Source organism: Citrobacter sp. U14242, assembly GCF_046555775.1.
Lineage (GTDB): Bacteria > Pseudomonadota > Gammaproteobacteria > Enterobacterales > Enterobacteriaceae > Citrobacter.
On sequence record NZ_JBKGLW010000015.1, the window covers coordinates 1 to 13267 of the forward strand.

At 50.3% G+C, this 13267-nt stretch carries 15 protein-coding genes and 1 pseudogene; all 16 read right to left on the minus strand.

The genetic code is table 11. From position 1 onward, the window contains the following. Positions 1-676: pseudogene (locus tag ACLJXE_RS21170) on the minus strand (phage gp6-like head-tail connector protein); the annotation flags it as partial. Then, the gene (locus tag ACLJXE_RS21175) at positions 673-2031 is read right to left on the minus strand and encodes a phage portal protein (RefSeq protein WP_410751945.1); all 1359 of its coding nucleotides are present in this window, start codon (positions 2029-2031) and stop codon (positions 673-675) included. The gene ACLJXE_RS21175 and the pseudogene ACLJXE_RS21170, both read right to left, overlap by 4 nt. Beyond that, positions 2031-2198 (minus strand): hypothetical protein, encoded by a 168-nt coding sequence (locus tag ACLJXE_RS21180; protein ID WP_192897712.1) that lies wholly within the window; start codon positions 2196-2198, stop codon positions 2031-2033. The genes ACLJXE_RS21175 and ACLJXE_RS21180 overlap by 1 nt, the downstream gene beginning before the upstream one ends. Positions 2199-2236: 38 nt before the next feature. Further along, entirely contained in the window at positions 2237-4171 is a 1935-nt protein-coding gene (locus ACLJXE_RS21185; RefSeq protein WP_410751946.1) for a phage major capsid protein, read from the minus strand. A 58-nt stretch (positions 4172-4229) separates the two neighbouring features. After that, positions 4230-5888 (minus strand): terminase large subunit, encoded by a 1659-nt coding sequence (locus ACLJXE_RS21190; RefSeq protein ID WP_410751947.1) that lies wholly within the window; start codon positions 5886-5888, stop codon positions 4230-4232. 2 nt (positions 5889-5890) lie between these two features. Further along, the gene (locus ACLJXE_RS21195) at positions 5891-6397 is read right to left on the minus strand and encodes a terminase small subunit (RefSeq protein WP_286627959.1); all 507 of its coding nucleotides are present in this window, start codon (positions 6395-6397) and stop codon (positions 5891-5893) included. Between the two features lie 179 nt (positions 6398-6576). Continuing rightward, the gene (locus tag ACLJXE_RS21200) at positions 6577-6945 is read right to left on the minus strand and encodes an HNH endonuclease (protein WP_286627960.1); all 369 of its coding nucleotides are present in this window, start codon (positions 6943-6945) and stop codon (positions 6577-6579) included. Positions 6946-6986: 41 nt separating this feature from the next. Then, positions 6987-7595 (minus strand): hypothetical protein, encoded by a 609-nt coding sequence (locus tag ACLJXE_RS21205; RefSeq protein WP_286627961.1) that lies wholly within the window; start codon positions 7593-7595, stop codon positions 6987-6989. Beyond that, the gene (locus ACLJXE_RS21210) at positions 7580-9037 is read right to left on the minus strand and encodes a glycosyltransferase family 2 protein (RefSeq protein ID WP_410751948.1); all 1458 of its coding nucleotides are present in this window, start codon (positions 9035-9037) and stop codon (positions 7580-7582) included. The genes ACLJXE_RS21205 and ACLJXE_RS21210 overlap by 16 nt, the downstream gene beginning before the upstream one ends. A 19-nt stretch (positions 9038-9056) precedes the next feature. Then, positions 9057-9284: a hypothetical protein gene (locus tag ACLJXE_RS21215; protein WP_286627963.1), complete on the minus strand. Its 228-nt coding sequence runs from the start codon at positions 9282-9284 to the stop codon at positions 9057-9059. A gap of 14 nt (positions 9285-9298) precedes the next feature. Then, positions 9299-10147, minus strand: coding sequence for a hypothetical protein (locus tag ACLJXE_RS21220; RefSeq protein WP_286627964.1), 849 nt, complete (start codon positions 10145-10147; stop codon positions 9299-9301). Between the two features lie 171 nt (positions 10148-10318). Further along, positions 10319-11188 carry a DUF6236 family protein gene (locus ACLJXE_RS21225; protein ID WP_410751949.1) on the minus strand — a complete coding sequence of 290 codons (870 nt, stop codon included), beginning with the start codon at positions 11186-11188 and terminating at the stop codon, positions 10319-10321. Between the two features lie 76 nt (positions 11189-11264). Next, positions 11265-11468 (minus strand): hypothetical protein, encoded by a 204-nt coding sequence (locus ACLJXE_RS21230; RefSeq protein ID WP_286627966.1) that lies wholly within the window; start codon positions 11466-11468, stop codon positions 11265-11267. A gap of 59 nt (positions 11469-11527) precedes the next feature. Next, positions 11528-11887 (minus strand): hypothetical protein, encoded by a 360-nt coding sequence (locus ACLJXE_RS21235; RefSeq protein ID WP_286627967.1) that lies wholly within the window; start codon positions 11885-11887, stop codon positions 11528-11530. Positions 11888-12092: 205 nt separating this feature from the next. Then, positions 12093-12368, minus strand: coding sequence for a hypothetical protein (locus tag ACLJXE_RS21240; RefSeq protein ID WP_286627968.1), 276 nt, complete (start codon positions 12366-12368; stop codon positions 12093-12095). A gap of 222 nt (positions 12369-12590) precedes the next feature. Beyond that, positions 12591-13220 (minus strand): glycoside hydrolase family 19 protein, encoded by a 630-nt coding sequence (locus ACLJXE_RS21245; protein WP_286627969.1) that lies wholly within the window; start codon positions 13218-13220, stop codon positions 12591-12593. Positions 13221-13267: the final 47 nt, after the last annotated feature.

The window sequence follows — 13267 nt, forward strand, 5'->3', positions numbered from 1 at the left end:
CCAGCCTGACGTCATCCGCCGTCACGCTTTTACCGTCCTGCGGTGCGGGAATTTCCGCTACGGCTTCACTGACAGCATCGTCAACGGCCTGCCTGAGTACCGCCGGATCGTAGTCTTTGCCGTCTTTCGGCACAGGTATTTCACCAACCGCCTTACTGACCAGTTCCTCCAGAACAGGGAGAATCTCTTCCACTGTCACGCTTTTGCCGTCCTGCGGTACGGGAATTTCCGCTACGGCTTCACTGACAGCATCGTCAACGGCCTGACTGAGTACCGCCGGATCGTAGTCTTTGCCGTCTTTCGGCACAGGCATTTCACCAATTGCCTTGCTGACCAGCTCCTCCAGAACAGGGAGAATCTCTTCCACCGTCACGCTTTTACCGTCCTGCGGCACAGGCAGGGCGGACACCGCCTCGCTGACAATAGCGCCGATATCTGGCAATTCAGGAGCCTCAAGAACCGGAAGAGATACCACTGCATCGGCCAGCAGCGTGGTAAAGTCAGGTACCGGAGTATCCTTCAGTGCCATGACCTCCAGTGAGAGCTGTTTAAGCTGCTCTTCCGTTGTTCGCTGATAGTCGCTCAGGCTTTTTCTGAAAGACTCGCGAAGTTCGCCAAGCGCAAGAGAAAATTCCTCTCCAAGAGCCCTGATAAGGGAAAGTTCACGTTCATTCATTTGGTTAACAATCCTCTCAGCATGGCTTTTGCCGCTGTCAGTTCAGCTTCAGACATAGATTTCCCTTCTTCGTCGTCAGGCGCGGTATGGCTGCCGGTACCGGATTTGGCAAACGGATCATCAGAAGCGTCACGCCGCGCCAGTGCCTCAAGACTGAAGTTCTGCTGCTGAAGATACAGCGCATCGCCTCCGGGTAAGGGAGGAAGGTTTTCACTCCGTCGCGCCTCATTTGGCGTCAGGATCGTATTTTTCACACCCTCGCCGAGTGATTTGATACGGCGTTCGCTGTCCATACGCAGCAGCGCATTCACATCAAATTCAGTACCTGAATCCCCCTCAAGCCCGAAAGCCTCATCCAGAAGCAGTTCTATCGACTCAATGAGCGACTGAAGGCACTGCGAGTAATACTGCTGGTCCTGCGCTTCGATATTGTCATGAGTGGGTAATTCACCAATGCCAACCTTATAGGCCGGGACATGAAAGACAGAACAGATGATCTGCGCCGTCATGCTTAACTGCTCAACAGTCTGCGCATCAACGGCTGATACCGTTGTCGGGTTATACTTCGCGCCATTGCTCAGAATGGCGGTCTTACCTGAATTCTCACCGGAATAACCAGAATCCCAGTTGTCTTTAATTTTTCTGGCGTTCTCTTCAGTCAGGGAACCAGGTACTTCAATCACGCCGCTCGGCTTTCCTCCGTTGCGGAAAAAATAGGCCGAGTTTTCCTGAATGTGATGCCCCTGCATCGCCGCGAGCCCAGCGGCGTAAATGGGAGACAATCCGATGAGCGGATGGAAAAGGCAGTTGAAGCGATCGTGTATTACTTCGCGCGCCGGGACTGTAATCGACGATTCAATTCCGGTCATATTGTCAGGGTTTATCTGGTAGAAGACAGAACCATCATCCGCCACCAGCGGGGTAACCTTGTTCCAGTCCAGCAGCCTGAGTTCGGTAATTTTCCCTGCGTTATTACGTATTTTTAACGCCACCGTATTTCCGTGGCATAACTTCGAGCTCATCCAGTGCTCAAAGAACTGGATCCGGTTCTGAAAGGCATTTGGCCTTTTGTACAGTGCCGGAATATCCCCTGTTTTTACTTCCTGCATGACCCCTTTTGTGTCACGGCGCATCAGCCGTGGCGGCATCTTGGCGATATCACTCGCAATCAGTGATATGCAGGCGAACACAGCATAATAAGAAAGAACGGTGTCCTGATTAATTTCAAGGTTACGCTGCCATGCCCCGGCGAATGGTTCATGCATAAAGCCGAATAATGGCGACCAGCCTCCGCGGCTGACAGGCTGCTGCAGGGCTTTTTCTTTTCCCTGTTTTCTCCGGAAAGGATTCCACATTAGCCGTTCTCCGCTTTTCGCTTGTTCTTTTTGCCACCAGTACGTGCGCCGGTGAAATATTCAGCCTTACCAAGCAGTACCAGCACCCGTGCGCACCGATCGTCCACGGTTTTCACGTCTCCCGACTCCGAATCATGGGTGCGTTGCAGATATCTGATTTTTGCCATGCATTACGGCGGGGTTTCCCCCGCCCTCCTTCCGCCGTTTAGCTGCCCTGGTTAGAGCTGTAGTTCACACCAGAAATAACCGCTACCGCTGCCGTGCGGCGGCGCTTCCAGTTGATCCAGCGCTCAGCACGGATAGCCACGCTGTTGGTCTGGAACATGGAAACCAGCTCAGTTCCGGTGGGGGTGATGCTGTCGCCGGTTGGTTCGCTTTCCATTTCCAGAGAGGCTTCACGCGACATGTCCACCGCCACGCCGCCATCATCAGCCAGATAGATATCCGGCGCGTTAAGCAGCGTCAGGTTGGTGCCCGCGAACTGGGAAACGATAGCCGGAAGGCCCTGGAAAGTGCCACCAAGAAGGGTCATTTCCGGGTACATTTTCTGCCCCAGGGCGTTTTTCTTCATGGACAGTGCCAGTGCGTTAGTACTGGACATGATCCATACGCCGCCCGTCGGTTGCAGGTTATTCGAAACAAACTGGGCGAAGGCCGCTTCAGCATCAGCATCCGGGTCACCGGTAGACGGAACGGCCACAATACCGTTGGTTACTGAGGCCGGAGAGATGTTAGCAACTTCAGCTTTCGCCGGGTTGATAAAGTCTGTATCCAGACGGGCAATGACCGCTTCAGCCAGGGCGTTACGCACCAGCGCATCGGCTGCCGGGTTGGAGAAGCGGATCAGTTCATCGGTCAGTACCGCGATAGCCGCCACCTTGGCAAAACTGAACGTGATCGACTCAAAGTCGAATTTAGTCAGCGGTTTGGCCTTGCCCTGCCCCACCCAGTTCGCTGAGCCGCCGGAAGTCTGCGCCGGGATACGGATGTTGAACGGAACCTGACGCAGGGCCGGGATACCACCCTGCCCGAAACGCCCGATAATGGTTTGCGGGCGGAGGAATTCAACAAAATCCAGCGCATATTCCTGGTATTCAACCAGCGCACCAGCCCACTGAGGATCGGTGGTAGTACCAGCGCCTACGGCAGCTTTCAGTACATGATGCAGTTTGGCGTCGTCAGGATACTGTTTGCGGGCGATCTCCAGCGCTTCGGAACGACTGCCGTTAGCGGCGGCCAGCGCCTTCGCAAAGCGGGCAAAGGCAATGCCTTTTTCCAGCTTCTGTTCGACGCGGATGATGCCTGGCGTACCAGCCTTGACGGTAGTGACTTCGCCGTTAGCGGCTTTTGCTACCGGTTTAGCGGTCGATGCCATATTGCTTTCCATATCGCGCAGGCGTTTCAGATGCTCATCAACCGCCTTAATTTCGGTAGACGTGTCGTCGTAGCTTTCAGTTTCTTCTGCGTCAAGCGTACGGCCTTCATCAGCAGCTTTACTCATGATGTCGCTCAGTGAGGCTGCCAGCGCTGCACGCTTCACTTCGAAGCTCTTGATTTGTTCTGCAATATTCATCGAATTGGTTCCTTTTTTGGTATTGGTTGCTGTAGCGCCAGCGGAAATGGATGATTTAACGACGGTTTTTTTATTGCCGGACGCGGCAAGAAACTTGCGATCGATTGATTTAACAGACTGAATGGAGCAATCACCGTTAGCAGGAACAGTTACAGCAGAAAGCTCATACCACTCCCACGAAATAAACCGGATGCCGCCATCGTCAATAAAGCTGTATTCAATGGGCTTAAATCCGATAGAAAGCCCACGGACAAGACCCGTTTTGATAGATGCCCACGCTTCATCAAGCCTGGCGACCAGTTGCGATGGCATATCCGCACCTGGTTTTACCAGCTTTGCTTTAATCTCGATGCCAGTGTCGGTGACTTTTGCTTCTGTCACCTGGCCTATTGGCTCGTCATGCCAGTGTTGCCACAGCAGAGGTAACGGAAGAGTAAATTTCACACCGGCAGGGTCTACAATGTCGCCATAGCGATCAGGTTCAGGGGTACTGGCGATGCCGGTAATCTCCCGAGAGTCCTCATTGACCGCCTTTACCTGCATCAGGCTATAGGCGCGATTATTCATTTGCTGTCCTCCAGAAACGAAAAAACCCGCCTGTGCGGGTCATTAACTGACGTGTTTGTTATACGAAAAATACCTGGTAATCTTTTTTGGCAGGTTCAGGGTTAAGGGCCATAAGAGAAACTGCGTTGAACAGCGCCATCAGCGGATCAATCTTGCCCTTGCCGCTGGCCTGCTTGGTTATAAGAATGGCGTTGCCTTTCGGCTCAACCCTCGCATTACCGACACACCATGCCATCATCGGCTGGCCACCATGTATCAATACGCCCTCGGCAAGCTTTCTCTCAGTGGTTTTAATCGCTCCACCAAGTCGCCAGCCCTGGCTGACGCCAACTACCGCCTCAGCAGGAATTTCTGCCGCGCTAAGCGCATCAAGGATCTGCCCTACCTCGGAGGGGTCGATACCAATTTTATCCAGCAGGTCAACATCCCGGATGCGGCTCACATACTCAACAACCTGCTCTACATCCATCCCGACACGTTTGACAATGGTCAGATCGCCCGCCTTTTCGAAGTCCCTGAGTTTCGGTATCTCGCTTTTTCGCCTTTCCAGCGCAATCATATGCGCCCAGGCATGACTCCATGTCAGCCATTCTCGGGTTGTCTTGTCACGACCAATAACCGACAGACCAAGCAAATCATCAAGACCACCACCATCAATACCGACGGTGATCACTTCAGATCGCTGGAGTATTTCCTCAAAGGTGACTTTGTGCGCCTGCTGCTCCCAGAAATCAGCACCGACCCAGCGGTCAGAGCGTAGAGCCAGGCCGATCTCGACGTTGGCATGCTTTGCCATAAAACCGCGAAATTCCTCTTCCCCGGCTTCTTTGGCTTTCCTGAACTCCCGGTAAAGAAATTTCTCATCCACTGAAAATCCCAGGTTGGGGTTAACCATGGCAAGATTGTCCACCAGCAGATGTTCGCCGCTGGCCACCATTTCAGGAGGATGTTCAAAAATAACGGGCAGAAAATGGGGATCGACTATCTTCCCGTCACGCACATCACGGGCGTACTGAAGTTTCTGCCTGAACACGCCTGCCGGCGGGTCATTCGACTGCGTGGTGGTGTACATCACAAAGCCTTCAGGCCGCGATGCCAGACCACCAGTCGCCTCACGTAGCATGTCGTCCGAATTGTGCTGCTTTCCGAACAGCCACAATTCATCTATCAACGTGCCGACCGACTTAATACCCGAAACCGTATTGGGATCGGCAGCTACTACCTTAAGCGTGGTATCTGTGCCTCGGTGGGTGATCGTCCGTATGTGGGTCTGAACCTGACACAGGTCATCCAGATCATCGTCACGCTTTACCATGTCCCGCGCTGGATTAAAGGCGTTAGTGGCAACTTCAACAGTTGGCGCAATAATGGTGTATCCGGCCGCCTGCCGCCAGTTGAGCAGCAGCGCCGTCATCATGATCCCTGCAGCAAGTGTAGATTTGGAATTCTTTTTCGGGATCAGTACAAATACTTCCGTGATGTGCCGTCGCCCGGTTTCTGCGTCATAAGAGCCAAACAAAGCCGCCACCAGGTCGAACACCCACTGCGCACAGGCATCTCCAAAGGTCGGAGAACCAGGCGCATCTACGATTTTTAATTGCCTGAAGACGCTAAGCGCTATTTCAGCCTGCTCAGGATAGATTGGCGCAGGAATAATAGACTGCCCTTTTTTCAGGCGATCCGCCCAGTCGGGGCAGGCAGTAGTCCATTCGGGCATAGTTATTTCTCTCGGTTATTCACCACCAGCTTGGGTGGTTGCTGGACGGCAAATTTATTGGCAGCTTTTTTAGCGGCGTCGCTTTTGGCATCTTTTTTACCCGTTTCACCCATTTTAGGGTGCTTATACGGGAGCATTGCCTTTGCAGCATCCTTCCTCACGTCAATATCTTCGGTGGCATCGTTCATTACGGCCATCAGGAACTTGAGCGGATCATCAAAAGTACCAACAACAGTGGGTGCCTCTGGCGGTGGCGTTGGAGTCCTGTGTTTTTCAGTATTGTTTACCGCTGGGGTATAAACATTTTGACGGTACGTCGGTACGTCGTCCGTTTCGATGACTTCCCTCTTTTTTCGCCCAATAAACGCGATGACCTCCGGGTCTTTTGCAAGTTGCGAACCCTTTGACCGTGCGGATTTCTCAGAATATCCCGCCTTTATTGCCGCATCCTTTTGAGACATACCGGACATCAGCGCGACAGCGAATTTTCGCTTTTGCGCTGTTAACATGTTTATACCCTCCAGAGGGGAATTTTTTCTGTGCGTGAGGGGGAGCGCGGTGTCCAGGGCGATTGAGGTTAACACCCAACCCTCCCCCCCCATGCAAATGAGAATCACTATCATTAGATATGAAATGATTTCAAATACAATCAATATCGAATGGCATTGAGAAGCATTATCAATTGATATCAAATCACAACTATGCCTGACTCCTGGGCGTCATCGGTGATTGAATGTTTCAGGGCCTCTCCATCAGGTCGTCCCGTCGAGGCTTCACGCGCAGACTTACCTGAGTGACAATCAATGCATAGCGTCCACAGATTGGACTCATCGTTATCACCGCCAAACTGTAACGCCACACGGTGATCCAGTTCGCTGTCATGCAGGTCAACGATGCGACTGCACATACAGCAGTGACCACCATCACGGATATAAATTCGGCGCTTCAGACCCACCCTGGCACTACCACTAATGCGCCGATTCTCACCATAGACAGGCTTAATTCGTCGGGTATCGATGGCTTTTAATCGTGGCTGTAATGTCTTTAGCCTGGACATGTAACCTCCATGCCTGGTGGATTATGTGGCTTGGGAGGGTGTTAGCACTCCATCACCGGAAACATAGCCAGTCGCCATGCGCGGCGGCGCTCTGTGCGAGGTGTTCTATCCGGGTGTTGTTCTACCGGTTCACCATCTGCATGATCAACCAGCGAGTAACACGGATAAATTACTTCGTCGCCATGTGCATCACCAACGGCATAATCAGCTGGCTTGCTGCTATCCCACCGCGCCAGTACACGCTCAATATGATGCTGTGGGACGCTGTAGCAGACACCGTGAATCAGTTTCGGCAGCTTAATGTAATTAATGCGCGCTTTGTCGGCCGCTATCAACCGTTCTGCTATCTGCATCTGATACTGAGGTGGCCGGCCAGTGCCGAGATAAAAACTGATTAGATGATCTGGATATTCGTCTATCCATTTGCGGAAACCGTCAACCGATTCGGACAGCGGCAACGCATCATCTTCCATGATCACAACCCGGCAATCCTGCTTTGAAGCCCATTCAAGCGCGCGGCGGTGATTCCAGTTAGCGCCATTGTCACCGCTATCAATTAGCAGAACTGCACTAAATAATCCAGCCAGACACAATGCCTGCTTGTGTCGTGAATGGTGTCCGACAACCACAAACTTTATTTGTGTTTCCAAAAGGCGTACTCCTTACCAACACCATCAGACTTGAACACGGTGTGGATGCGTGGGCCGGTTACTATCCGATCGCCGAAAGACTTCGCCACAATGCCGAAAGCCATCATATCTCCCACCGCGGCGCCAGCCTGTTCTTTCTTCCAGAATCGATAACTCTCAATCCGGTAGTAAAGGCGAATAATGCCGTGAGCGAACGCCATAACATCAGCGCGGGTCCCACCCAGCAAACCAGCGTTAAGCATCACATTGTTGCGGTGCGCTTCAATGAATTCCTGATAGATACGCTCCGGATGATTCTGTTTCGCCCAGGTGTCGGCGTATGTCTTCGGTTCTGAACCGACATAAATCTTGCTAGGCTCCATTTCATCCCACGGCTCGCGTAGCATCTCAACATCGGTACCATCGGTACACCAGACGAACCGATATTCAGGATGATCACGCAGGTGCTGCCAGATATGCAGCCAGCGCCGGAAGTAGACATTCATTTTGACGTCAGGAACGAGGCAAAGCTCAACGTCTGCCGGGGCCTTCTCCAATTCATCCACCAGCGCAATACGGCCACACTGCCGGAGTGATGCGGCCCATTTACCCAGCATGTCAGGCGAGGCCGTCATTTTCGTGCCGCGCTGCGGGTCAGGCTGGCTGGTGAGTAACGTTGTGATTACCACGTCGCGCTGCTGCCGGTATTCAACGTAACCGGTAAACCCGGTATCACGCCGTTCGTTGTGGATTTTCACGTTACGTTCCACCAGCGCCAAGCGGTCAGGTTTCGGTACCGAACGCTCCACCGCTTCATGCTCATCGAGGGAATGAATCAGTTTTTCGGAGCCGGTCACATCACCGTAAGCCCATGTTGTCAGGCCAGCGTTATAGATACGCAGGGCGAGGTCACTGTGTTCGTACATGCCGCGCCCATAAACCGGATCGAATCCGCCCACCTTCTCGATGGCGCTGCGGTGGTAATACAGCATCACGCCACGCTGTCCCGTGTACGCTACATACTTATCGTCGCTATAAAGCACAGCGAGATCGTTAAGCTTGCGCGGTCCGGCAAGGTCGAGGAACTGATACGCAAGATGCGGCTCAGGTGATTCGATATAAGGAAGATGCCAGCCATCGGCAATCGGCCATGCGTCATCGTCCCACAGGAAAAGGTGTTCGCATCCGGCATCCATCAGCGCGGTCAGACAGGTGTTCTTCGAAGCAACAATGCCGAGTGATGTTTCCTGGCGAACCAGTTGCACACCAGCAGGAACTACGGTCGCAGGCTTAGATCCGTCATCGACAACAACCACCAGCGCGCCAGCAGGTAAAAACTTCATGTGCTGAGTCAGGGCGCGGCTCAGAACTTCAGCACGATTGTGCGTTGAGATTGCTATTCCGATACGGGCAGAAGAATTGCAGACAGGCGCATACGGGACACTATCAATAATGACCTGCATATTTTCTCCAGGAGGAAAACTACTGACGTTTGATGATGACTTTCCCGAAAAGCGTTTGCCGCTTCAGTTCGCCGTTTTCTGTTGCTACGTAACCACGTTCATCGAGAACCGCCGAGATCACTTCACCTTTATCATCATCAGCACTATAGACATGCTTAACCTCAGCACCATTGAGAAAGACGGCGTATCGTTCAACACCGGGATTAATCTTCCTGCCGGGATCGTCATCTAATACAGTGAGACGCATATAACCTCCGCAGACTATCGCCCAAAGCGCTGCCAAATAATTCCACCAACCAGGCATTCATTGTGAATAGCTTTGCGGATCGTTTTTTCCAGTTCATCCATTGCTTTCTGGTCTGCCGCCACCTGCCTTGCAACATCCATCGCAGCACATTCAGCAGCGTTTTTCAGCGCGTTTTTGATAAGCGCTTCGAGATTGGTATCGACGCCAGATGCAGACGAGGCATCGTTCACGTTAATGCTCATGGATGCTGTATAGGTTAATGGCGTTATCTCACCGCCGATCGTATGTTGCTTAAAGGTTTGTGAGGATGCTCGGGCATTTGCTATAACCTGAGCCAGGTCGTTCACAGCCTCCCCGATACATGGGCGACCACTTTTCCATGCATCGTCAAGAATCTTACCTACATCGATGTTGCTATTACTGGTCTTCGGCTTTAGCGTTTCTGCCGCGTGGATAGTTTCCGAAATGAATGCGTTATTGATGAACGTTTCACCATTTACGATTTTGAAATTCGGTGCGCTAAGAGTAGTCATTAAGCGCGTGTCGCTACTACCAGCCATTGCATTGAGGTACTCTTCTGCATTGCTGGATGACACACCCTCGATCCAGTCACTTCCCATCCATTCACGAACAGCACCATTTTTATCAATCGGTCGTAAGCGAATCTGCAGGCGTTCGCCAGCTTTAAGGCCAGCGATAAACACCCCGGCTAACGGCCATGCGATAACCTGTCTTTTCAGACGACCATCGGCATTGAGATACTGCATTTCAAGCCGTGAATGCTCACCGCTATTTTCTGGCCACTGCCATTCAACCTGGATACCCCAAGCTCGGGGTGACGTTAATACTTGCGGAAGTTGCATTGAATTTTCCTTTTAGACGTGAGCCTGTCGCACGGCAAAGCCGCCAAGAGTTAACAGATTACCCGGGCTTACTATTGAAAGACTCTCTTTATTATGTACGTGCAGTACACATAAAAAACCACCAGCGAATGCTAGTGGCTAATGATTACCGTGAAATTTAAAATGTATAATTTAACTTTTAAATATAATACCTTCTTTGTTCGCCCTTGTTATATAAGCCAACTTAGTATCCCCATTTTTTAAGACACTTTGAATTTGAGGTCGTACCTTAATAAACCCACCAAATAATGTAAATAGACCTCCAACGCATAAGACCTCTATTGGATGAGGTGATTTCATTGCAGCGTATGCAGTCGCTACACCAGAGTAAATTTGATTGAAATCAAATTCAAATGATGATGAAAGATTGAATTTAAGAGGACTCCTCCACCCTTGATTATTAAGCTCATTTAGATCATGAAGTGATTTCTTTAACCCAGAGATAGCTTTGGCTCTTTCTAAATTAAAATCACCTGACCGTAAAACCTCTGTATAGAGTTCATCTAAATAACCATGTAATGCCATCAATTCATCTGAGCGTCGTTCTTTAAACTCCAATATTTCATGTAAAGGAGTATCTTTTTGTGGAACGGGCAAAAGGTCAGCTAATTCAAATCTAAGTACCGCTCTCTGCTCTGAAACTTCTTGGTGAATTGAAACTTGTTCATTAAGGAAATGCATTCGCCAGTCAACCATGCCTTCACTTTGTCTAAGAGCATTCAAGGTTAAAGCATGTGTCTTAGCATGAAATTCAGTCATCACTTGACCATCAATAAATCCATTTTGGACAAACCGTGGTCTACTGAGAATACCGCACTGTATCAATTCCTCTTCATTGATAAGAGAAAAATGAATAATGTTGTTGGTAGGAGAAACAAGCCGATCCCAATACAGTACTAGATAGTTAAGTTCCTCAACTGTAATCTGCTTACCAGTCTGAAATCCGTCTCCATTCTCTGTTTGTAAAATTTCACGTGCAGTAAAAACAACACCTCTTTCCATGATAATCCCCATCAACATAGTATGGGGTTAATGTAGCACTATCACAGGCACTCAGTGAATGCCTGCTGTAATGCTGCTAGTCGTCGAGTTGCAACACACCGTGTTCCAGTGACTCTGAATAGGCGATGAGTCCGGTATAACTGGGGATAATCTCGCCATCATCCGCCTCGAACTCCGGGATTGTCCCAGTGGTGATGGTGTATTGTGGCTGGCCATCTTCTTTCGCAAAGGCTGCCAGGTCTTCAATCTGCTTAGCTCTAAGAACTACTGTCCTGCTCATTCCTCTTTTATTAAAAAGCCCCGAGAATTCGAGGCTTGTGTAAATCAAATCAGATTGAATCAGTTGTCGTCTCTACGAAGATGAATTGAAACTGAATCCCCACCACCAATAAACCCACCATAATGGTCAAACGTGCCTTCGTGCTCTAAAATGGCAACCACAGCGGCAGTCTCGGTGTTATTCATCCCGAGTTGCTCTGCGATCTCTTGTTTCATTTCCGTCAAATCCACTACTTTCTTACCAATATTCTCTAACCGCTCAATCATCTCACTCCAATCTTCGTTAGAAATTTCAATAACTTCAGCATTAGCATTCATGCCAACGGTAGGGTCAATGACAATCCCTTTGCTATCCCTTTTATACTGAAAAATTCCTGCCTGCCCACCCTGGTAGCCACCTAACGTTTGTAATACTTTCATGTCCAACTTCCCTCATCAGTAAGTATGGGAAGACTATCGACACAAAAATTGATGATCTTTAGTTTAAATGCTGATTGATTACTAATTCTGGCAGTTCGTCTTCCACGCTTTGTTATGTGTCAGCACATCACGCTTCGTCTGCTTGTCCATAACGTCAATGTCGTGATCGGTGAGATAAATTGGCTTCACCCAATCACAGGCAGTATCAACGACTACCGGGACGCTTCCACGATTCCCGCAACTCGCGAGCAACACCGTCATCAGGCATATGGTTAACAGTCTGCTGTACATCCCTGGCTCCTTTTGTTGTCTCTACCCGGCGTTCTGCAACAGCTTCAGTAGCCGCAGCACGTTCTTCAGTGCGTTGCTGGTCCGCTTTTGTCTCAGCGATGTTAGTACCGCGTGATTTACCCAGACCAAAAGCACCTGCAACTGCTGCCAGGACGGCAATGACAATGCCCAGAATTATCTCCATCCCCATTGTCATCCCCCTTTAATAGCGATAATCAATTGGGATACCACCCATAAAAATGGAATCACCCATACAAGGAAAAATTTCCAGTTTGGTAATTGCTTAATCATTAGTCGCAACTCCCGTATCAGTTTGCTAAAATCAATCACAGGTTCTCCCTGCCTACTCAGGTGCAGAAATAGAAAACCCCGACTGTTTGCCGCAATCGGGGTTTTTGCTTTTTGGTGCGTACTAAATTACAAGCACAGCTTTTGCTTTGACGTATCGTTCACGGCGGTCTTTAATGCCGTTCTGCCCGCCGTTAATAATCTGTGTGACACGTTCCAGATCGCCCGGATACTGCAGACAACCGTTTGAAACATAGAACCAGGCAGCGCTGCGTGCAGCGTTAATGTCCTTTTCCAACAGTTCATAGTTGCTGACTAAATCCAGTTTTAACGCCGTGCCACAGGTCAGGTAGTTATCCAGGAAGGTGATCCCTATGATTCCGCGCCCTCGGTATTTCCACCCATCACCAGCCGACTTGTTGCCAAAGCGGCCTCCGTATACCAGATTTGCAATCGCCCGCTGGCGTTCAAGTGGCAGAACTTTTTCGTAAGTTTTTCTCCCCAGCGCACTGGCCTGGTCCTGAGTGAGCCGCTTTACTTTCACAAAATAGGCTAATCTGTCGACGCTATAGTTGAAGCTTTCCACCAGTTGGGTAAACCCTGTGCTTTCGTGTCCGCATTGCGCAATAAACATTGCCTGATCGAGTTTTGTCGTAATACCGAACTCTTTCATTGCCGCATCAATGTGCGGAAACCAGCGTGCAGAAAGCCCGGCGCTGATACCAGCCGCCTGCTGAAATTGTGATTGGTTCATATAGTTACCGGATAAAACCACTATTAATGGTAGGGATTGGAATTCAC